This window comes from Sphingomonas mali NBRC 15500 (assembly GCF_001598415.1).
Lineage (GTDB): Bacteria > Pseudomonadota > Alphaproteobacteria > Sphingomonadales > Sphingomonadaceae > Sphingomonas > Sphingomonas mali.
This window is the reverse complement of the sequence record NZ_BCYX01000016.1, coordinates 24,763-45,039: the sequence shown is the minus strand read 5'-3', so window position 1 is coordinate 45,039 and position 20,277 is coordinate 24,763. Positions and strand designations below refer to the sequence as shown.

The window sequence follows — 20,277 nt, the reverse complement described above, 5'->3', positions numbered from 1 at the left end:
ACCCGAACCGGCAGCGCGGTCAAGGCGCGACGCGCTTGGTGGGGCGCGCTACATTATTGCCGTGACGCTCAAACGCTCCTTTGCCCCGGTGGTCGATAAGCGGACCAAAGTGTTGATCTGCGGCAGCCTTCCCGGCGACCGCAGCTTGGCGGCGCAACGATACTATGCGCATCCGCAGAATCAGTTCTGGCGGCTGCTCTCCCCAGTTGTCGGAAGCGATCTGGTGGCCTTGGACTATGAGGATCGGCTCGCAACGCTGCTCGACGCGCATATCGGGCTGTGGGACGTCGTCGCGACCGCCACCCGCGCCGGCAGCAGCGACGCCGCGATCCGCGACCATGCGCCCAACGATCTCGAGCAACTCGCCGCCAAGCTGCCCTGGTTGCGCGCGATCGCCTTCAACGGCGGGACGGCGCACAAGATCGGCCTACGGCTGATGGAAGACCATGTTCAGCGATATGACCTCCTCGCCTTGCCATCGAGCAGCCCGCTCCACACGATCGGCATCGCGGCGAAGCAGGGCGCATGGGCGGCGCTGCGCCATTATCTCTGACCTGTTTCGCGCGCCAATGTTCTGATAATGTTCCGCGTCATGGCGCTGGCCGAATCGATATCCTCTGCTCCAGCCGACGCGCACGGTTTGTCGGTCGAGCTGACGTTGCCGCCGCGGCCGCTGCGCTGGTTGTTCCTCGACCTCAACTCCTATTTCGCCAGCGTGGAACAGCAACTCGACCCTGCCCTTCGCGGCAAACCGGTGATCGTCGCGCCGGTCGGGTCCGACACGACGGTCGCGATCGCCGCGTCGGTCGAAGCCAAGCGCTATGGCATCACCACCGGCACGCCCGTCTGGGAAGCCAAAAGACTATGCCGCGAGTTGCTGATCGCGCCGGCGCGCCACGACAAATATGTCGAGTTCCACGACGCCGTGATCGCGGAGATCTGGAAGCACATCCCCGTGACGCGGGTCTGTTCGATCGACGAAGTAGCGTGCCGTCTGCTCGACAATGAGAATTCGCCAGACCAGGCAGTGGCGCTGGCACGGCGGATCAAGGCGGGGATCCGCGCCAATGTCGGCGAGTGCCTGACCTCGTCGGTCGGGATCGCGCCGAACCGGCTTCTCGCCAAGCTCGCCTCCGACATGCAGAAACCCGACGGGCTGATCGTGTTGACCGCCGAGCAGTTGCCACACCGATTGTTCGGGCTGGCATTGCGCGACATTTCGGGAATCGGCGCGAACATGGAGCGCCGGCTGGCCCGCGACGGGGTCAACGATATCCGTCAATATTGCGAGCGCCGACCGCGCGATGCCGGCACCGCCTGGGGCGGCACCAACGGCGATCGACTCTGGTATCTGCTCCATGGCGTCGACTTGCCCGACAAGGCGACGCGCACGCGGTCGATCGGACACAGTCATGTGCTGTCGCCCGGCAAGCGCGGGCTCGAGCCGGTGCGGCTGACCGCGCGGCGCCTGGCGCTCAAGGCAGCGAGCCGGCTGCGCCGCAAGGGCTATGCGGCGCGCTTGCTGGTCCTTCACGTCCGGTTCGAGCAGGACAAGGTCGTGTGGCAGACCAGCCGCCGCCTGGCCCCGACACAGGACAGTTTCCAGGTCCTCGCCGCGCTCGACGCCTTGTTTCCCCGGTTGGCCGAAGAAGGGCGCTTGCGTCACGGCTCGCTGCGCGTGCGGATGATCGGCGTGACGCTAAACGAGATCGTCCCGGTCGCCGGCGAGCAAGGGTCGCTGTTCGAGCACCTCGATCCCGACGACCCGTTGGCCCGTGAAACACGCGGGCTGGCGCTCAGCCGCGCGATGGACCGGCTCAACGAGAAATTCGGCCGTCACGCCGTCTCGCTCGGACCGTTTTATGGAGGACGGATCGATCGCGTCGGTACGAAAATTGCGTTCGGTCGCATCCCGGATATGGACGAATTTCACGAATGACACTTTTGTTGCAACGCATCATGCCCGGAACGGCCCAAAATGGTTACATCTTGACCTTGGCTGCTGCGTGCGCGAAGCGCAAAAGCCTATGAAGACCCCCCTTCTCCCCGCAACCGCCGTGGCGCTTCTGGCGCTGACGGCCTGTCAATCCAAGACCTCGAGCACCACCGTCGAGAACTCGACCACCGTCGAGAACAAGACGGTCGCCGCCAAGCCGAAGTTCGAGCTTCCGCCGGCGATCAAGGCCGAGGTCTCGATGCGCTGCCATGGCGATAACACGTTGGCGCACGTGACTTTCTTCGAAGGCGACAAGCAGCTGACCGTGTCGGCCCCGGCGGACGCCGCGCCGGTCGTGCTGAAGGCCCCCGAAGCGGGCAAGCCCTATGTCGCCGACGGCGGCTGGGAAGTGTCGGGCACGCCCAAATCGATCAAGCTGACCGCGCCGGGCAAGCCTGCCCAGACCTGCGACGCCTGATTTTAACCCGGCGGTCCGCGTTTCGGCGCGGACCGCTGTTGCATCCTCTGCCCATATTGGGCACCTTTCTGGTCGTGGCCCAACAGGAGCGGGCATGGCGACAATCGCGATCTACAGCCTGAAAGGTGGCGTTGGTAAAACGACGCTGGCGGTCAATCTGGCCTGGGCCGCGGCTACGCTGTCATCGCGTCGTACCCTGCTGTGGGATCTCGATCCGCAAGCGGCAAGCAGCTTCCTGCTACCGACCAAAAAGGCCAAGGCCGACGCGCAGTCGGTGTTCACCAAGGACGTCGAACCGAGCAAGCTCGCCCGCGCAACCGCGATCGCGCGACTCGACGTGATCGCCGCTGACACGTCGCTGCGCGGGCTCGATCTGCTGTTCCACGAGCTAGACAAGAAGAAGCGGCTGCAAAAGCTGCTGGGCTCGCTGGCCAAGGATTACGATCGGGTGATCCTCGATTGTCCGCCGGGCCTCACCGAAACCAGCGAACAGGTGATCCGCGCCGCCGACCTGATCGTCGTTCCCGTCATCCCTTCGCCACTGTCGCAGCGCGCGTTCCACGACATGGCCGCGTCGCTGGGGAAGACCAAGGTTCTGCCGGTCCACGTCATGGTCGACCGCCGGCGCAGGCTGCACGGCGAAGCGGTCGCCGCGCAGCCGGACTGGCCGATTATCCCGATGGCCAGCATCGTCGAACAGATGGGCGATCGCCGCGCGGCGGTGGGGCAGTTCGCCGGAAGCTCGGCGGCGGCGCGCGCATTCGCCACGCTCTGGCAGACAATCGAGAAACGGCTGGCGCGATGAAACCGCCTCCCGAACCGTCCTACGAAGTTCTCGATCCCCATCTCGTCCTCGGCGCCTATGCCGTGGGCGTCTTTCCGATGGCCGACGCGCGCGACGCGGCCGGGGTCTATTGGGTCGAGCCGCGCAAGCGCGCGATCCTGCCGCTCGACGGTTTCCATCTGTCGAAATCGCTCAGAAAGGTGATCGTCTCTGACCGGTTCCGCGTCACTGCCGACGCGGCATTCGAGGATATGATCGCCCTCTGCGCCGAAAGCGCCGCAGACCGGCCGGAGACGTGGATCAACACCACGATCGAAAGCGTGTTCACCACGCTTCACTATCAGGGCCGCGCGCACTCGATCGAATGCTGGGACGGCGATCAACTGGTCGGTGGTCTCTACGGCCTCGCGCTCGGCAAGGCGTTCTTCGGCGAATCGATGGTCAGCCGCGCGACCGACGCGTCAAAGGTGGCCCTCGCCTGGCTGGTGGCGCGGCTGCGCGTGGGCGGATTCACCTTGCTCGACTGTCAGTTCATGACGCCCCATCTCGCCTCGCTGGGCGCGATCGAGATCAGCCGGAGCGATTATGTCGCGTTGCTGGGCGCTGCGATCGACGGTTCGCTCGGCGCGGCAGTGGCGGGCGCCGCGGCGGGGGATTTCGGCGCGCTCGACCGGCTGCCCGATTTGGGCGATTCGGCCGGCACCGTCACGGTGTCCGCGCCGCCTTTGGGGAAAGACATCGTGCAGCTCTTGACCCAGACGTCGTAGATCGGATCGATCACCACGTTCAGGTTCGGCCGCTCCTTGTAAAGCCAGCCCGAAAATACCCGCTTCCACTGCTTGTCGGTCTGTTCGATGTCGAGCTGGACGAAGGCGCCGGTATAATGCTCGGCCTCCCATGGCGCGGTTTCCTCGCATGCGCGAAGACGGACGATGGCGTTGCCGACGCGAATCGCCTCGCCCGGCTTCATCGTCAAATCGCGAGTCTGGCTGTTGCGCTTGTTGAGCAGGCCGAGCGTCGCGACGCGCTGGTTCATCGGCGTCGCGCCCTGGGTCGGATTGGAGGCATCGCCCGATACGTCGATCGTCTCGACGCCGCCCGACTGGCCGCTATCGTCGAGCGCGGTCGGCGCAGCGGTCGCCACCGCGTCGGGCGGCGGCGCTGGCGGCGTCTCGTACCAATTATAGCCGGCCCAGCCGGCCGCGCCGATCCCGGCCGCCAGCGCGGTGATACCGCCGACGCGGCGCCAGTTCATCCTTCCGGCGTCCAGGCTTCGTAATCACCCGTTGCAGGCGCGCGATGCCCACCCTTTTCGAGCGCGCCAGGCGGACGATAGGCCAGAGCGGTCCCGGTCAGATTGGGCACGGCGGGTTTTTCCCAACGGCGCTGCGCCGGCAGCGCACGGTCGGGCACGTCGTCGATCTGGTGGTGCAACCAGCTGAACCATTCGGGCGGGACCCTGCTGGCGTCGTTCGCGCCGTTATAGATCACCCAGCGCCGCGGGTTGCCATTGGTGTCCTTGCCACCCCGGTAATAGACGTTGCCGAGGTCATCCTCGCCGACGCGTTCCTTGCCGAGCAGGCCGACCATGGTGCCCCAGGTCGCGCCGGTCCACCAGGTGAAGGGATTGAGATTGATACCCATAGGCCGCGCTTAGCGGGTGACGGTCCGGCGTTCAACGCCTGCCATCACCATCCCACCGAAAGCTGGACTCTTTCGCGATGGGACGATGCGGCCTGAGATCCCAGCTTTCGCTGGGATGACGAGAGTTCACTTACCCGTCCAGGTAACCTTGTCGCCCTCGGCGATACCGAGCGCGGAACTGCGCCCACCCTTGAGCTCGAGCACCGCGCCGACCGGCTCACCCGACGAAATCGGCGTCTCGTCTTCGGGAATCGCATTTTCGGCGATACGCGCAATGGTGCCGTTGGCGCGGATGAAGATGATGTCGAGCGGGCTCGGCGTGTTCTTCATCCAGAAGCTCGCTTCCTTGGGCGCGCCACCACCGGCCGGATAGGGCCAGAACAGCATCCCGCCATTGTCGGGAATATCGGTCCGGAACATCAGCCCCTTTTCCTGCTCGGCCGCGCTCTTGGCGACCTCGACCTGGAAAGCGTGAGTGCCGTTGCTGCTGGCGACGGTCAACGCAATCGTCTTGGCCGCGGTTGCGCTCGCGTCAGTCGACGGCGAGGCGTACCAATTGTATCCGGCCCAGCCCGCCCCACCGACGCCCGCAGCCAGCGCCAGCAATCCAACAGCAAATTTCATGAAATCAGTCCTGTTCGACCATGACCGCCAACGGGCCCTTGCGGCCCTCAACGATCCTCGCCCTCAGGCGTTGCTCGGGTTCCACCTCGTGTAGACCGGCTCGGCGCAGCGTTTCCATATGCACGAATATATCGGCCGAGTCCGCGTCGCGCACCAGGAAACCATAGCCTTTCAGGCGATTGAACCATTTGACCGCGACCGGCTCGAACGGGCCGGCCTGGTCGAGCATGGAGACCGGATCGACACGATCGGCATCGGGGCGGATGCGCGGCGGCGGCTCGATTGCCGTCGACAGATCGATGGCCAGGATCGCGCTGGCCTGCAGGCCGCGGTCGCGGCGCACCGCCACGCAATCGACGCGCGCGCCTTCGGGCAGGCTGCGCCGGCCGTGCGGCTGAAGCACCGAGAAGTGGATCAGGATATCGCCGGCCTGATCGTCATCGACCAAGAAGCCGAAACCGCGGGTGACGTCGAACCATTTGACGACGCCACGATGGCGCGATTCGCCGTCCGCCAGCGCTCCGACGTCTGTCTCTTCCAACGGCTCCAGCGGGCGGTCGCCCGTCTCCAGCTGCGATTCTACGCGCACAGTCACCCCCTGCGAACAACCAGTGTAACACGATCATGATGAAAGCCAAAGGGTTAGCGCGGCTCGTTTCGGAGCCGTTCTATTCCAGCAATTCGGCGGGATCGTCGCCCGGATTCATGCTGGCCAGCGCGCGGGCCAGCTGGAACGAATGGCCCGCGCGAAGCAGCGCCGCGACGTGCTTCTCGCGGGTCGGGCGATCGCCCGGCTGGTCGGCGAACGGACCGATCCGCCGCCGGCGGGCATAGGCGATCGCGGCGTCCACCGACCGGTCGGCGACCGCCGGCGCGATGGCATCGGCATCGTCGGCGGCGATGCCTGCCTGACGTAATACCCCGGCTACGCGTCGCGCGCCCAATCCGCGCCGCGCCATCGTATTTGCCTTGGCCTCTCCCCAGGCGCGGTCGTCGATGTAACCGAGTTCGGCCATGCGGTTGGCGATAGCGGCCGGGTCGACGGCTTCCCCGTCCCAGCCTCGCTCGCGGATCTTGCGGCGGAGATAATCAGTCAGCCGCCCTCGCGTGGTCGCGAAGCGCTCGACATAGCGCAATGCCAGCCGTTCGAGGCTCGAACGGTCGAGCGGTGGGGCGGATTGACGAGGAACTCGGGCCATGTCGCCATGTTTGTGCCACACTGACAACCGAATTTGAACGCGTGCGGGCGGCAGGGGCCGTCGCTGGCATGAAGCGGCCGGTAAGAGCCGCAGGAACATGGGCGCGAAAGTGATGACATTAGACATGGCGACTGACGTGGTGGGCGAGCGAACGGAGAGCCTGGTGCCGACTCCGACCGACGACGCCTTGCCGCGGCGATTGGCCGATTTCGCGACGTTGGGCGAAGCGCTGGACTATGCCGCGCAAGGCGTCCGAGGGCTGAATTTCCACGATCCGCGCGGCGCGCTGGTGCGCGCCTATCCTTTTTCCGAAATGCGGCAGGACGCGCTGGCGATGGCCCGCCGCCTGATCGCGTCGGGCGTGAAGCCTAAGGACCGTATCGCGCTGATCGCGGAAACCGGCGTCGAGTTCGCCAGCCTGTTCTTCGGCGTGGTCTATGCCGGCGCCTGGCCGGTGCCGCTGCCGCTGCCGACCAGCTTTGGCGGTGCGCAAAGTTATATCGACCAGCTGTCGGTCCAGCTGAAAAGCTGCGACCCGACGATGCTGATCTATCCGCCCGAGATCGGCGCGATGTGCGCCGAAGCGGCAAGGATTCAGAATATCGAGGGGATCGACTGGGCGAGCTTCGCCGAACGCCCTGCCCCCGACGCCGAGCTGCCGCAGGCCACGGGTGAGGACATCGCCTATCTGCAATATTCGAGCGGCTCGACGCGCTTCCCGCATGGCGTCGCGATCACGCATCATGCGCTGCTCAACAACCTGGCCGCGCACAGCCACGGCATGCATGTCGGCGAGGGCGATCGCTGCGTCTCGTGGCTGCCCTGGTACCATGACATGGGGCTGGTCGGCTGTTTCCTGTCGATCGTCGCCAACCAGGTATCGACCGATTACCTCAAGACCGAGGATTTCGCGCGCCGTCCGCTCGCCTGGCTCGACCTTATCAGCCGCAATCCGGGCACCACACTCTCTTATTCGCCCACGTTCGGCTACGACATCTGCGCGCGCCGCATGTCGAGCCAGACCAAGGCAAGGGATCGATTCGATCTGTCGCGCTGGCGCGTCGCGGGCAACGGCGCCGACATGATCCGCCCCGACGTGATGCAGTCGTTCGTCGACGCGTTCGGTGACGCCGGGTTCAAGGCGACCGCTTTCCTGCCCAGCTATGGCCTGGCCGAGGCGACCTTGGCAGTGTCGATCATGCCGCCCGGCGAAGGCATCCGCGTCGAGCTGGTCGAGGAAACCCAGCTGTCCGGCCAGGAAGGCCGCCACGACCGCCCGCAGCGTTATCGCGCGATCGTCAATTGCGGCAAACCGGCGCGCGACATGAAGATCGAGATTCGCGAAGAGGATGGCACGCCGCTGCCCGAACGCGCGATCGGCAAGGTGTGGTGCGCGGGACCGTCGGTGATGGTCGGCTATTTCCGCGACCCCGAAGCGACCGCCGCGTGCATGCAGGACGGTTGGCTCGATACCGGCGACATGGGCTATATGTCGGACGGCTATATCTACATCGTCGGCCGCGCCAAGGACATGATCATCGTCAACGGCCGCAACCATTGGCCGCAGGATATCGAATGGGCGGTCGAACAGCTGCCCGGTTTCAAGGCCGGCGACATCGCCGCCTTCGCGATCACCACGCCGGGCGGGGAAGAGACGCCGGCCGTCCTTGTCCAGTGCCGGACATCAGACGAAGCCGAACGCCTGCGCCTGCGCGACGAGATTCGCGAGCGCGTGCGGTCGGTTACCGGCATGAATTGTGTGATCGAACTGATCCCGCCGCGGACGCTGCCGCGCACGAGTTCCGGCAAGTTGAGCCGGGCGAAGGCGCGCAATCTGTACCTCGCGGGCGAGATCAAACCATACGCGATCGCTGCTTGAAGCCCTAGCGGACCGGCAAAATATCGCCCTGTTCGGTCCGCCCGTCGGCGTTATCCACAGCTTTAGTGACCAAATCCCGATTGCCTCTCCCCATTTTGGGGCGAATTCGCGAAAAAATCCCGTGTCCGCCTAACCCTTCGCTAACCCTGTAGGCGCTATCCGCAGGGGTGTGAGCACGGAGCCATCTTCCCAATTCGCCACCCCGCGGATCGACGTCCGCGCGTTGCTTGGCCTCTACGATCCGGCGGACACGACCGACTGGGGGCCGATCCGGGCGGCGCAATTGCACGCCGGGCGCCAGCTTGCCTTGTTCCTGCTCGGCGCCAACCTGATCGGCGCGGCGCTGGTCGTCATGATGTTCGACAGCCTGGTGCCGCGCGCGATGTTGATCGGATGGGCGATCCTGACCGGCCTGGTCGGCGTCGGCGTGACGATGAGGCGCCTCGCCTCGCGCCATCGCGATGCGAATTCGGCGACGCTGGGTGATGTGCGCGATACCGTGCTGGAGGGAATCGCGCTCGCCTCGGTCTGGTCGATCCCGCCGCTGGCGCTGGGGTCGCGCGTCGACATCGGCACGGCAATGGGATTGTGGATCGTGTTGTCGGTCATGCTGACCGCATCGGCGGTCGCGATGGCCGCGTTGCCGCTGGCGACGCTCAGCTTCCTCGGCATCCTCGGTACTGCCATTGCCGTCATGCTGCTATTGATCGGCAGCCCGTTGCTGGCCGCGGCGACGATGCTGTTCGTCGTCTTGCTGATGATCAGCTGCTTCCAGCGCGGAAAAGCGCTGGTGGTGATCCGCGCCAACGAAATCGGACTGTCCGAACGCGACGAAACCGTCAGCCTGTTGCTTCGCGAGTTCGAAGAGGAGGATGGCGACTGGCTGTGGGAAACCGACAGCGCGCGGCGCATCGTCCGTGCCAGCCCGCGCTTCGCGCGGTCGGTCCATCTCGACCCGGTGAAGATCAACGGCATGCCGCTGCTCCAGGCGCTTGCCGGCGCACATTGGGAAAGCGGCGATTTCTCCTCCGGGCTGCGCATGCTCGCCGACAAACTCAAGAATCGCGAGGCGTTTCGCGACATCCTGCTGCCCGTGCAGGTCGGTGATACCGAGCGATGGTTCGCGCTTGCCGCCAGTCCGCGTCATGATGAGGACGGCACTTTCCTCGGCTTCCGCGGCGTAGGGTCGGACGTTACCGCCCAACGCGAATCGGCCGACAAGATCAACCGCATGGCGCGGTACGACATGCTCACCGGCCTGCCCAACCGGCTCCACCTTAACGAGCAGCTCGGCCGCGCGATGGCCGAGGCGGAGAAATGGGGCACGCGCTGCGCGTTCATGATGATCGATCTCGATCGCTTCAAGGCGGTCAACGATTCGCTCGGTCACCCGGTCGGCGACCGGTTGCTCGGGCGCGTGTCGGAACGGCTGGGCCATTTGGTCAGCGATAATGAGGTCGTGGGCCGGCTGGGCGGCGACGAATTTGCGGTCGTGGTGCGTGACGCCTCCGACACGGCGCGCGTCGAAAAGCTGGCCCAGGCGATCATCGAGATGTTGTCGCGGCCCTACGAAGTCGACGCGCACACGCTCTATATCGGTGCGTCGGTGGGCGTCGCGATCGGCCCGCGTGACGGCCGCACCGCGGAGATGCTGATCCGCTCGGCGGACCTCGCGCTCTATCGCTCGAAAGATGCCGGCGGCGGCGTCTTCCACACCTACGAACCCCAACTCCACGTCAAGGCGGAAGAGCGTCGGGTGCTCGAAATGGCGCTGCGCCAGGCGCTCGAAAAGGGCGAAATGCACCTCGAATACCAGCCGGTGGTGGTCGCGGGATCGGGCAGTCTCACCGGTTTCGAGGCGCTGCTGCGCTGGACTCATCCCGAACTGGGCATCATTTCGCCCGCCAAGTTCGTGCCGCTGGCAGAGGATGCGCGACTGATCGTTCCGATGGGCGAATGGGTGTTGCGCCAGGCATGCGACGAAGCATCGCGCTGGCCGTCGCCAACGCGGGTCGCGGTCAATGTATCGCCCGAACAACTGCACAATCCCGCTTTCGTGTCGGTAGTGGCCTCGGCGCTCGCCAATAGCGGCCTGCCGCCGGAGCGGCTCGAGCTCGAAGTGACCGAGGGCGTGTTCATGCGCGAAGGCACTGTCGCGGTGCAGGTGCTCGAACGCGTGCTCGATCTCGGCGTCCGCCTGAGCCTGGACGATTTCGGTACCGGCTATTCGTCGCTCGGCTATCTCGCGCGCACCCGCTTTTCGACGATCAAGATCGATCGCAGCTTCGTGCAGGGCGCGTCCAAGGGTCAGAAGGAACCGGTCGCGATCATCCACGCCGTCGTCGCGCTTGCCCAGTCGCTGGGCATGGCGACCACCGCGGAAGGCGTCGAGACCGAGGAGGAACATCGCCTGATCCAGGATCTCGGCTGCACCAAGGTCCAGGGCTATTATTTTGGCCGTCCGCTTCCCGTGAGCGAAGCGCGCGCTCTGGCTTCGCGCGATTGGAGCGGTGAAGCCGTGGCCGCCTGATAAAACCTGGGCGACTAACTATTGCCGCCCGCGCGCGGTGGCGCTACAGGCATCCGCCGCACAGGGGTGTAGCTCAGCTGGTTAGAGCGTCGGTCTCCAAAACCGAAGGCCCTCGGTTCGAATCCGAGCTCCCCTGCCACTCTTCCTCTTCCGCCGGATAGTCCCGCTCGCGTTCGATCGCGGCGAGGATGCGGATGAGCGCGTGATCGAGTTCCATGGGGCTTCCCTAATGATGCGGTCGCATATCGGACGCTCGCCCAACGACAATGGGGGGAGCGCGATCCCTGGGAAATTGGTTAATCGCGACGAACTGTTCATCGCCGCGTCGTCCCGATCCTCGCGCCAGCGCGAACGCTTGCGTTCCGAACGGGGCGGCGCTATTTCCGCCTCAATCCGAAATCGGGATTGATTGTCGTCCGTGCCCCTTGAGGGACCGGGCGGAGGTCCTATGTCCCCAAACTCGGCAACGATTACATAGGTTCAGGCACGTGGCGAAAACGTCCCCCATGGAATTCATCCGGCAGGTCCAGGCCGAGACGCGCAAGGTCGTATGGCCGACGCGTCGTGAGACGGTCATGACCGGGGTGATGGTGATGATCATGACGGTCATCCTGGCGGTGTTCTTCTTCGCCATCGACAAGGTGTTCGACACGGGCGTCGAGTACCTGCTGAGCCTCGCGAAATAAGGTTCCCCATGGCACGCTGGTACATCATCCACGCTTATTCCGGTTTCGAGGGCAAGGTTCGCGATGCGATCCTGTCGGAAGCGAACCGCATGGGTCTCGAGCAACTGGTCGAGCAGATCGAGGTTCCGACCGAGACGATCACCGAGGCGCGCCGCGGCAAGAAGATCCAGGTCGAGCGCAAATTTATGCCCGGCTATGTGCTGGCCAAGCTCGCGATGAACGACGACGTCTATCACCTGGTCAAGAACACGCCCAAGGTGACCGGCTTCCTCGGTCCGAACGGCAAGCCCCAGGCGATCAGCGACGCCGAAGCCGCACGCATGCTCAACAGCAAGGAAGAGGCCGCGGCCTCCGCCCCGCGCCAGCAGGTCAAGGTCGATTACGAGATCGGCGATTCGGTCAAGGTGCTCGACGGCCCGTTCGCGTCGTTCAACGGCATCGTCGAAGAGCTCGATTTCGACAAGTCGAAGGTCAAGGTCAGCGTGTCGATCTTCGGGCGTGCTACGCCGGTTGAGCTCGACTTCGAGCAGGTCGAGCGCTCGAAATAAGCTCAGGCTTATGGCCGCACGGAAATAGCGCAGCTATTTACGAGACGGGCGAGCGCCGGCCGGCAGGCGCGCGAAGCGCGACCTGTCCGACGAAGACGCGGGATTTACTCCCGCGTCAGGCTGCCGCCGAGGGGTTTGGATTCCCACATCGCCAACCGCACGCGTCCGACGCGGAAGTAAATTCCGCGTCGTCGGACCTCGCTTCGCGAGGCCGGCCGGACGGGCGCCATCTCAGGATTAGCTCGCGCTAATCCTGTGCGGCTGCGACGCTGTTGCTTCCTCGCCCACTTTCCGCTATCGGCCCGCCCTTCCTAAGCTACAGCTGCGGAATTGCGGGAGGGTTCGCGTCGCGGGCCCGTCTAACCGCTAAACTTGACCTGGACGGTGGAGCCTCGGCCCCCTCGCCCACTACAGAGTGAGTACAATGGCAAAGAAGATTACTGGCTATATCAAGCTGCAGGTGCCTGCGGGCGCTGCCAATCCGTCGCCGCCGATCGGCCCGGCGCTGGGTCAGCGCGGCGTCAACATCATGGAATTCTGCAAGGCGTTCAACGCCGCGACCGGTGACCTCGAGAAGAGCACGCCGATCCCGACGATCATCACCGTCTATGCCGACCGGTCGTTCTCGTTCGAGACCAAGACCCCGCCGGCGACGTTCCTGATCAAGAAGGCCGCCAACCTGAAGTCGGGCTCGAAGGAGCCGGGCAAGGTCTCCGCGGGCAAGATCAAGCGCTCCGAGCTGTCCAAGATCGCCGAAGTGAAGATGAAGGACCTCAACGCCAACGATATCGACGCGGCGACCCGCATCATCGAAGGCTCCGCCCGCGCGATGGGCCTCGAAGTGGTGGAGGGCTGAACCGATGACTTTCGTGAGCAAGAAGCAAAAGGCGATCACGATCGACCGCGAGAAGCTGCACGGCGTTGACGAGGCGATTGGCCTCGCCAAAGCCAATGCAACCAGCAAGTTCGACGAGACGATCGAAGTCGCGATCAACCTGGGCGTCGATCCGCGCCACGCCGACCAGATGGTCCGTGGTGTCGTGACCCTGCCCAAGGGCACCGGCAAGGACGTTCGCGTCGGCGTGTTCGCCAAGGGCGCCAAGGCCGACGAAGCCAGGGCCGCTGGCGCCGACGTGGTCGGTGCCGAGGACCTGATGGAAATCGTCCAGGGCGGCACGATCGATTTCGATCGCTGCATCGCGACCCCGGACATGATGGGCATCGTCGGTCGTCTCGGTAAGGTGCTGGGTCCCAAGGGCCTGATGCCGAACCCGAAGCTGGGCACCGTGACGATGGACGTCGCGGGCGCGGTCAAGGCGGCCAAGGGCGGTCAGGTCGAATATCGCGTCGAAAAGGCGGGCATCATCCATTCGGGCATCGGCAAGGCGTCGTTCCCGGCGGAAGATCTGCGCGCGAACTTCGACGCGCTGGTCGACGCCATCGTCAAGGCCAAGCCGTCGGGCGCCAAGGGCAAGTATGTCCGCAAGCTCGCCGTGAGCTCGACGATGGGCCCAGGCATCAAGATCGACGTCGCCGAGGTCGCGGGCGCGTAAGCTCCAGCGGCAGGCGGGCAGCGCCGCTGCCTGTCAGACGGCGACCCGGCAGGGCGGAATGCCTTTCCGCCCCGTCGAACAGAATAAAGGGCCGGGTCACCCCCGGCCCTTTTTCGTTGAGGTTCCTGACCGGTCACTGCGGTCGATCGGATTCGATCGCACAGCTACGCGAACCGATCCTACCGCCCAGCCAGTTCCAATACGTCATCCACCGACCATTGGTCGTCCGCATGCTGCCCGTAATGGCAAGCGAGGATCTGGCCCGTCCGGCTGACGAGAAAATCGGCGGGCAACCCCAACCGCCCGCCTTGGGGCGATCGCGCCGGCAAGGCCTGCCGACCTTGCACGACGCGATAGGACGCCACCGCCGACGACATCAACGCGGCCAGGATCGCTTTCGGGTGAAGGAGCGCGCGTCGACCCGCATCCACCCCGAATGCTCGATATATCCGCTTGTCGGGATCGGCGATGGTGACGGGCGGCAAATGCGCGAGATGCGGCTGCAATTCCTCGACGGAGCTGTGGAAGAACACCACTTCGCGGACATAGGGATCGAGGTCCGCGCCGCGCCGCAGAAAGCTGTGCAGATGAAGGTGGCAGATCGGGCAGCCCGCGAACCGCCGAAATTGCAGATGCAGCGGGCGGTCGTCATCCTGCGCATGGATCGCACCGCTCGCGATCGACGTGAACGACGTGAGCGGAGCCTGTTCGCCCCCGCTTAGTCTGATAGCGTCAACCATGGGCGCCAGCGGTCGAAACGGTGAACAACTGTTCGCCAAGCTGTCGGTGAAGCCGCGAAGACACCAGCGCATGCGCCGTCAGCGTCTGCGCATCCCTGACCCGGCGGCCGAGCGGCCCGGAAAAGGGAACGCCCGCACCGCCCGCCATATCCTGGAGCACACGACATTCTTCCGCCGACGTGCGCGCGGCGTGCACCGCCGCCAATCGCAAGTCGGCGATCATCGCCCCGGGAAGGTCGTCGCCGGACGTCGTCTTGTCCCAGGCGAGCGCGATCTGTTCGCGCAGCAATGCTCGGGCGGCCCGTTGCCGCGCCAGCGCCGCCGTTAGTGTGCCAATCATCTCGTCCCCGACCTCCACATGGTGACCGATCTCTCCGAATGCCGCTTGTGCCAGGCCACAGCCAACCGACGCGATGCACAAAGCGGTCATAACGGCGGGCGGAAAGGAATAGACCGGCGAAGCCCCGGACCGCGGCTTCGCCGAAACCGGGCACGTTCTTCGACCGGTAACGGACAGGTTCGAGACGTGGAACGAGCCACTCCCCGTTCCGCGCAACCCCAACGAATTCCAGTCGTCGATCAGCCGCACCTGCGCGGCGGGAAAGAAAGCCAATCGCGGTCCACCGCTTTCCCCTTCGATGCGAAATCCGCCCATGAGCCAGGTGCAGACCGCGCTGCCACTCGCCCAGCTCCATTGCCCCGAAATCGCGAAGCCTTCGGAGCGGATTGCGGCAACGCCGCGCGGCGCTGCCACGCCGCCGACCACGGCGTCGGCCGCGCCGAAAATTTCCGCCGCCGTTTCTTGCTCGAGATATGCTGCCAGCATCCCCGTCGTGGCACAGACCATGACGCACCACGCGACTGACCCGTCGGCGGTCGCCAGCATCTCGACGATGTCGAGCACCTCCAGCGGCGCCAATTCCCCGCCCCCCAGCCCGCGCGGAACCAGCATGCGGAAAAGGCCGTGTTGCCCCAGCGTCGCGGCCAATGATGCCGGGAGACGGCGCTGTTCCTCGATCGCCGATGCTTGCGCCGCGACGGCGCGAAGCAAGGTCGGGAAGCCGGCGATCGCACAGGTGGCTTTGCTCGTCATGAATCGCCTTTAGCTCCCGTACCATAGTACGGAGTCAAGCGCGGGACGAACGGGCGGCAGCTCGCGGGAGAGAGGCGCGCCAGCACGCCATTTCTCTCGCGAGCAACCCCGCAGGCTATCGCACCCAGCGGAAGCGGCGAACCGTGGGTTTGCCGTCCTCCCCGACGACGGTCGCGCTCTCGATCATTTCGCTGCCATCCGCCGACACCGTATAGGTTCGGACCGACCCGAGATTGCCGCCTTTGGTCAATCCCATCACCAATACGCCTGGCTGCGGGCTGGTCATCGCAACGCTATCGGCGATGGTCTGGTCGCCGGCGATGGGGACGGCTTGCCCGTCGAGCCGTTCGCGCGACGTCATGCGTCGCACGCTGCCGTCCTTCGCGGTGATCACATAGGTGGTGTTCCAAGTGCCCGCGCCGACATCGGCAAATTCGGCCGTGACGCTGGCAGGACCCGCGTCATCCGCCGGCGTCATGGATCGCGTATCGAGTTTCCATTGACCGAGAAATGGTGACGCCGCCGGTTGCGGCGCCGGGGCCGACATGGCCGGTGCCGAGGCCAGGACGAGCACCGTCATCGCGAGAGGCATTTTCATCTTCCGTCTCCTTTCACACTGCGTTGAAGAAAAGGCGCGCGTGTCCATTGCCGGGCGACTGGCCGCCCGGGCTCGATCACGCTGCAAGGCAATTTCCGAAGGTTAGGTGCCGGCCATCCCCGGCGGAGCGTCGACGAATATATCCGCCTGCCATCGGTAAAGATTCCAGCTCGCCAGGAGTTCGATGGCAAGCGCGGCCATCGGCAGCACCATGAAGGCCATGTCGAGAAACAACACGCCGGTGAACAGGAAGAGCGTGACCGTGGCCGCGCTGTTGACGCGGGCCAATGTGCCCACGCGAGTCCAGTTCCGCTCCACGATGAACCAGGGCATCAGAAGATGCCCCGCGATGAGCGCCCAGATCAGCACCGCCAAAGCCGGGGCAAAACCGCGGTTCCAGGGCGTCAGCAACGATGACGGCGCGCCGCTTCCGGCAAGCCAGCCGGCTATTCCGGCATGCCCCGACGGCAGAAAAGGAAAGCCGGAAGCCGTACCCACAATCAACATCGCGGCGATCGGGAAGAGGCCCAGCGCGACAACGTGGCTGGTCAGCGTAAACCGCCCCTCGGCATGCGTCGGCATGTCGCGCACCGCGCCCATCAGGCAACCAACCGCAAAGGTAAGCGGCTTTCCATCGTCGATGGCGGCGTCCAATTCGGTGCGCATCGCCAGCGCCCATTCGCGGCGATGATCGCCAAGGCAGGCTTCCGCCAACCCCGTCACGGCACGAGCAAGTTTCGCCGTCATACGGGCACCTCCTTGAATCCGGACGAGCTCCGCTCCCCGATCGTCGTCCGCGCGAGCGCGAGGCCCTGCGCCGTCAACCGATAGGCATGGCGCGCGGGCCTGCCGGGCTGGGCCGGCTCACGCCATTCCGCCTCGACGAGCCCCTGATCCGTCATGCGCATCAGCAAAGGATAGAGCGTGCCGGATAAGAGTCCGGTCTCCTTCATGATGTCGTAGCCGTGGCGCCACTCGTTCGGCGTCGTCGACAGCGCGTCGAGGAGCCTGAGCATCTGTTTGGAGGGGCGACGATTGCGTTCCATATCCGAAATACAACATATGTAGATTTAGGAGTCAAGGGGATGATCGAGCCCTGCCACGCTCGCCGCGCACGACCATTGCCGGCACGAATGGATAGCGGCCAAGCATGCGTGGTCCGTCCGACATTGCGGCTATCGGCGCACCTCTAGCTTGGAGGGAGGAAGGGTCGGGAGCGGCCGTCACGATCGCTCCTCTCGTTTCACCCGATCCTCGCTGTCATTCCCGATTTACGAACCGCCAAAACCGTCCGAAAGAGGCGCCCGATCGGGAGCAGGAGTCGAGCCGTGGAAGTCGAAGTCAGCGCCGAAGCGAAGGACAAGAAGCTCAATCGAGCGGTCGCGCTCACTGTTGTCGTGCTGTCGATCTTCACCGGCCTCTGCAACATCAAGGACGGCAACCTGGTCCAGACCATGCAGCAGGCCAAGGCTGACTCGGTCGACAGCTGGAACGAATATCAGGCGACGCGCACCAAGCTGCACATATCGGAGACCGCGCGGAGCGAGATCGCCGTGCTGGCAACCACGCCAGCGACCATCGAATCGTCGAAAGCAACGCTCGCCCAGCTTGACGCGGACATCGCCAAATATCGTCGCGAGACGCCCAAGCTGAAGGCGCAGGCTCAGGCGCAAGCCGACAATTACGACGCGCTCAACGTGCACGACGATCAGTTCGACGCCAGCGAAGCGGCCATTTCCACCGCGATCGCGATGGCTGCCGTCGCGGCGCTCGCGGAAAGCCCGATGCTGCTGTTCGGGTCGTGGTTCTTCGGCGCATTCGGGATCTTCATGGGCATTTGCGGTTTCGCCAAATTCGGCTTCCATCCGGACGTGCTCAGCAACTTTCTCGGCTGAGCCGCCCCGGACGACCGGCCGCGAGCTGCATTCCTAAGCGCACCTCATCATCTCCTTGCCTCATCATGGATGCCGCCCCTAGCCGCGCGAGCATGAGCCCTGCTTTTTCTCGAGCCGCCCACGGCATGCGCGCCGTGCTCGGCGGAGCCTTGGACTGGGACGGCGCGGAGGCGCTCGATCCCTCGGCGATGGCAGTCACCGCGCTCGGCATGGGTGTGCCGATCCTGATCGGCGTGCTGGTCGCGCATCCCCGGATCGGGCTCGCCGCTTCGCTTGGCTCAATGTGGGTCGGCAACGCACCACGCGGCGCGAGCCTGGCCGAGCATTGGCGAACCGTTCGCGACATCCTGCTCGCGGCGATCGGGGCGGCTATCGCCGCGGCGCTGATCGCGCGGCACGGCTGGTGGAGCGATGTCGGGCTCGTGCTGATCGCGGGCATGGCCGCATTGCTCGGCGGGTTCAGCCGGCCGGCCGCAATCGCCAGCCAGCGGCTCATCGCATTTGTCACGATCGGGCTCGGCGTGGCCACGCAGGCATCGGACCGCACGTTGCTCACGATCCTGATTGCCGAAGGAGCGATTTGGGCGGCTTTATGCGCACTGGCCGTCGGAGCTGCGGCTCGGCGCTGGGGGATCGGCCAGCTCGCCCCGGCCGAACCGCGGTCGAGCGCAAGCCTTGCCCAATTATACCGCCGCTGGCGGGCGCTGTTGGCGACCGTCGGGGGCTGGATCTATTCGCTGCGGCTGATGGTCTGCCTCGCCTGCGCCGTCGTCATCCGCGAAGCGATGCCCCAGCATCATTACAACTGGATCGCGGTCGCCGTCGCGCTGCTGACCCAACGACAGGGCGATGGGCTGGTGGTGAAAGTCATGCAGCGCGCGATGGGCGTTGCTGCGGGAGTGATGGCGACCGAGGCGATAGCCTCCCACCCCCTGCCCGGCTGGGCGCTAGTCACCGTCATCGCGACCTTGGCGGCGGCAAGCCCGTGGCTGAGGAAGCGCAGCTATGTCGCTTATACCGCCGCCACCACGCCGCTGATCCTGCTCTTGACCAGCGGCGGCGGGACGATCGCCCAGGGATTGCTGATCGATCGGCTGGTCGCGACCTTGATCGCGGCCGGCCTCGTGATCATCGCCTTCCTCGCCGCGCAGCGATTCACGCGTCGGCCATCTCCGGATAGTCCGCGCTCAGGCTGAGGTCGCGATCGCCCTCGATGATCGCCAGCCGCTCCTTCAGCTTCGCAACCGCCGTCTCGTACCCGAACCTGCCGAGCACCAGGTGACGCGGCACGTCGCTACGCGACACCACTTCAATAATCGCCTCACTGGCGCGAACGGGGTCGCCAGGCTGCTCGCCGCTATAGCCGCTGGTCATCGCCATGCGTGCGCCGGCGGTCTCGGCATAGGCCTCGATCCGGTTCTTGGTCTGGCGCAGCGAACGGCCCGCCCAATCGGTGCGGAACGGCCCCGGCTCGACGCACATCGCGGCGATGCCGAGCGGCCCGACTTCGGCGCGCAGGGAGTCGGTGAATCCCTCGACCGCATGCTTGGTCGCCGAATAATAGCCCGAGGCCGGGAACCCGAGCAAACCGCCCACCGAACTGATATTGACGATATTGCCGCTGCCCTGCTCGCGCATCACCGGCAACACCGCGCGAGTCATCGCGAACAGGCCGAAGACGTTCGCCTCGAACTGGTCGCGTATCTCCTGCTCCTCGCCTTCCTCGATCGCGCTCTGATAGCCATAGCCGGCATTGTTCACGAGCACGTCGATCCGGCCGAACTTGTCCTTGGCCGCCGCCACCGCGGCATCGATCTGGCTTTTGTCGGTGACGTCGAGGTCGACCGCCAGTGCACGATCGGGCGCGATCTCGACGATGTCGGCGACGCGATCCTTGCCGCGCGCCGTCGCAACGACGCGCCAGCCGCGATCGAGCACGAGTTTGGCGAGCTCGCGGCCGAAGCCGGTCGAACAGCCAGTGATGAACCAGACGGGATCGGCGGGGAGCGTCATCGGGGCACCTCTCATTGGGGAAGATCGCGACAGAGAGATGGGATCGCGAGCGCCCGGCGACAACCGCCGGACGCCCG

General features: G+C 65.3%; 23 protein-coding genes, 1 tRNA gene and 1 pseudogene. 14 read left to right on the top strand and 11 right to left on the bottom strand.

What is annotated here, in order from left to right; genetic code table 11:
* Window positions 1–61 precede the first annotated feature (61 nt).
* The 5 genes from SMA01S_RS13140 to aat all read left to right on the top strand — a co-directional run bounded on the left by SMA01S_RS13140 (window position 62) and on the right by aat (window position 3,965).
* Window positions 62–553 carry a DNA-deoxyinosine glycosylase gene (locus SMA01S_RS13140; RefSeq protein WP_066822733.1) on the top strand — a complete coding sequence of 164 codons (492 nt, stop codon included), beginning with the start codon at window positions 62–64 and terminating at the stop codon, window positions 551–553.
* A 27-nt stretch (window positions 554–580) separates the two neighbouring features.
* On the top strand, window positions 581–1,939 hold the full coding sequence (locus tag SMA01S_RS13135; RefSeq protein WP_066822731.1) for a DNA polymerase Y family protein: 1,359 nt from the start codon (window positions 581–583) through the stop codon (window positions 1,937–1,939).
* Between the two features lie 88 nt (window positions 1,940–2,027).
* The gene (locus SMA01S_RS13130; RefSeq protein ID WP_066822729.1) at window positions 2,028–2,414 is read left to right on the top strand and encodes a hypothetical protein; all 387 of its coding nucleotides are present in this window, start codon (window positions 2,028–2,030) and stop codon (window positions 2,412–2,414) included.
* 94 nt (window positions 2,415–2,508) lie between these two features.
* On the top strand, window positions 2,509–3,219 hold the full coding sequence (locus tag SMA01S_RS13125; RefSeq protein WP_066822727.1) for a ParA family protein: 711 nt from the start codon (window positions 2,509–2,511) through the stop codon (window positions 3,217–3,219).
* Window positions 3,216–3,965, top strand: a complete 750-nt coding sequence (gene aat / locus SMA01S_RS13120; RefSeq protein WP_066822725.1) for a leucyl/phenylalanyl-tRNA--protein transferase — start codon at window positions 3,216–3,218, stop codon at window positions 3,963–3,965. The genes SMA01S_RS13125 and aat overlap by 4 nt, the downstream gene beginning before the upstream one ends.
* 35 nt (window positions 3,966–4,000) lie before the next feature.
* Here aat and SMA01S_RS25155 read toward each other — a convergent pair.
* The 5 genes and pseudogenes from SMA01S_RS25155 to SMA01S_RS13100 form a co-directional block, all read right to left on the bottom strand.
* A pseudogene (locus SMA01S_RS25155) lies at window positions 4,001–4,168 on the bottom strand (DUF2155 domain-containing protein); the annotation flags it as partial.
* A 281-nt stretch (window positions 4,169–4,449) separates the two neighbouring features.
* Complete coding sequence (locus SMA01S_RS13115) at window positions 4,450–4,842, bottom strand: NADH:ubiquinone oxidoreductase subunit NDUFA12 (RefSeq protein WP_066822722.1); 393 nt, start codon at window positions 4,840–4,842, stop codon at window positions 4,450–4,452.
* 126 nt (window positions 4,843–4,968) lie between these two features.
* On the bottom strand, window positions 4,969–5,466 hold the full coding sequence (locus SMA01S_RS13110) for a DUF192 domain-containing protein (protein WP_066822719.1): 498 nt from the start codon (window positions 5,464–5,466) through the stop codon (window positions 4,969–4,971).
* A 4-nt stretch (window positions 5,467–5,470) separates the two neighbouring features.
* Window positions 5,471–6,055: a cold-shock protein gene (locus SMA01S_RS13105; RefSeq protein ID WP_084250291.1), complete on the bottom strand. Its 585-nt coding sequence runs from the start codon at window positions 6,053–6,055 to the stop codon at window positions 5,471–5,473.
* A gap of 79 nt (window positions 6,056–6,134) precedes the next feature.
* Window positions 6,135–6,665: a RecX family transcriptional regulator gene (locus SMA01S_RS13100; protein WP_084250290.1), complete on the bottom strand. Its 531-nt coding sequence runs from the start codon at window positions 6,663–6,665 to the stop codon at window positions 6,135–6,137.
* A gap of 124 nt (window positions 6,666–6,789) precedes the next feature.
* On the opposite strand from SMA01S_RS13100, the gene SMA01S_RS13095 reads away from it, so the two are divergent.
* The 7 genes from SMA01S_RS13095 (at window position 6,790) to rplA (ending at window position 13,861) form a co-directional block, all read left to right on the top strand.
* On the top strand, window positions 6,790–8,544 hold the full coding sequence (locus SMA01S_RS13095; RefSeq protein WP_066822716.1) for a fatty acyl-AMP ligase: 1,755 nt from the start codon (window positions 6,790–6,792) through the stop codon (window positions 8,542–8,544).
* A 169-nt stretch (window positions 8,545–8,713) separates the two neighbouring features.
* On the top strand, window positions 8,714–11,074 hold the full coding sequence (locus tag SMA01S_RS13090; protein WP_066822707.1) for a putative bifunctional diguanylate cyclase/phosphodiesterase: 2,361 nt from the start codon (window positions 8,714–8,716) through the stop codon (window positions 11,072–11,074).
* A gap of 62 nt (window positions 11,075–11,136) precedes the next feature.
* Window positions 11,137–11,213 (top strand) — tRNA-Trp (locus SMA01S_RS13085).
* Between the two features lie 349 nt (window positions 11,214–11,562).
* Window positions 11,563–11,760 (top strand): preprotein translocase subunit SecE, encoded by a 198-nt coding sequence (gene secE / locus SMA01S_RS24855; protein ID WP_066822705.1) that lies wholly within the window; start codon window positions 11,563–11,565, stop codon window positions 11,758–11,760.
* An 8-nt stretch (window positions 11,761–11,768) separates the two neighbouring features.
* A complete protein-coding gene (gene nusG / locus SMA01S_RS13075; RefSeq protein ID WP_066810584.1) occupies window positions 11,769–12,308 on the top strand; it encodes a transcription termination/antitermination protein NusG in 540 nt (179 codons plus the stop codon).
* Between the two features lie 424 nt (window positions 12,309–12,732).
* Entirely contained in the window at window positions 12,733–13,164 is a 432-nt protein-coding gene (rplK, locus tag SMA01S_RS13070; RefSeq protein ID WP_066810582.1) for a 50S ribosomal protein L11, read from the top strand.
* Between the two features lie 4 nt (window positions 13,165–13,168).
* Window positions 13,169–13,861 (top strand): 50S ribosomal protein L1, encoded by a 693-nt coding sequence (gene rplA, locus SMA01S_RS13065; RefSeq protein WP_066822703.1) that lies wholly within the window; start codon window positions 13,169–13,171, stop codon window positions 13,859–13,861.
* A 179-nt stretch (window positions 13,862–14,040) separates the two neighbouring features.
* On the opposite strand, the gene SMA01S_RS13060 is transcribed toward rplA, so the two are convergent.
* From SMA01S_RS13060 to SMA01S_RS13040, 5 genes are all read right to left on the bottom strand, one after another.
* Complete coding sequence (locus SMA01S_RS13060; protein WP_218016894.1) at window positions 14,041–14,601, bottom strand: thioredoxin domain-containing protein; 561 nt, start codon at window positions 14,599–14,601, stop codon at window positions 14,041–14,043.
* The gene (locus SMA01S_RS13055; protein ID WP_066822701.1) at window positions 14,594–15,694 is read right to left on the bottom strand and encodes an acyl-CoA dehydrogenase family protein; all 1,101 of its coding nucleotides are present in this window, start codon (window positions 15,692–15,694) and stop codon (window positions 14,594–14,596) included. The genes SMA01S_RS13060 and SMA01S_RS13055 overlap by 8 nt, the downstream gene beginning before the upstream one ends.
* Before the next feature lie 115 nt (window positions 15,695–15,809).
* The gene (locus tag SMA01S_RS13050) at window positions 15,810–16,292 is read right to left on the bottom strand and encodes a hypothetical protein (RefSeq protein WP_066822699.1); all 483 of its coding nucleotides are present in this window, start codon (window positions 16,290–16,292) and stop codon (window positions 15,810–15,812) included.
* Between the two features lie 102 nt (window positions 16,293–16,394).
* Window positions 16,395–17,039, bottom strand: coding sequence for a hypothetical protein (locus SMA01S_RS13045; protein ID WP_066822697.1), 645 nt, complete (start codon window positions 17,037–17,039; stop codon window positions 16,395–16,397).
* Entirely contained in the window at window positions 17,036–17,338 is a 303-nt protein-coding gene (locus tag SMA01S_RS13040; protein ID WP_066822695.1) for a PadR family transcriptional regulator, read from the bottom strand. Before SMA01S_RS13040 ends, SMA01S_RS13045 begins: the two co-directional genes overlap by 4 nt.
* Window positions 17,339–17,620: 282 nt before the next feature.
* On the opposite strand from SMA01S_RS13040, the gene SMA01S_RS13035 reads away from it, so the two are divergent.
* Complete coding sequence (locus SMA01S_RS13035; protein ID WP_066822693.1) at window positions 17,621–18,187, top strand: DUF4337 domain-containing protein; 567 nt, start codon at window positions 17,621–17,623, stop codon at window positions 18,185–18,187.
* Between the two features lie 125 nt (window positions 18,188–18,312).
* Window positions 18,313–19,383, top strand: coding sequence for an FUSC family protein (locus tag SMA01S_RS13030; RefSeq protein WP_066822691.1), 1,071 nt, complete (start codon window positions 18,313–18,315; stop codon window positions 19,381–19,383).
* Here SMA01S_RS13030 and SMA01S_RS13025 read toward each other — a convergent pair.
* The gene (locus tag SMA01S_RS13025) at window positions 19,343–20,200 is read right to left on the bottom strand and encodes an oxidoreductase (RefSeq protein WP_066822688.1); all 858 of its coding nucleotides are present in this window, start codon (window positions 20,198–20,200) and stop codon (window positions 19,343–19,345) included. The two genes, SMA01S_RS13030 and SMA01S_RS13025, sit on opposite strands and share 41 nt — an antisense overlap.
* Window positions 20,201–20,277 lie beyond the last annotated feature (77 nt).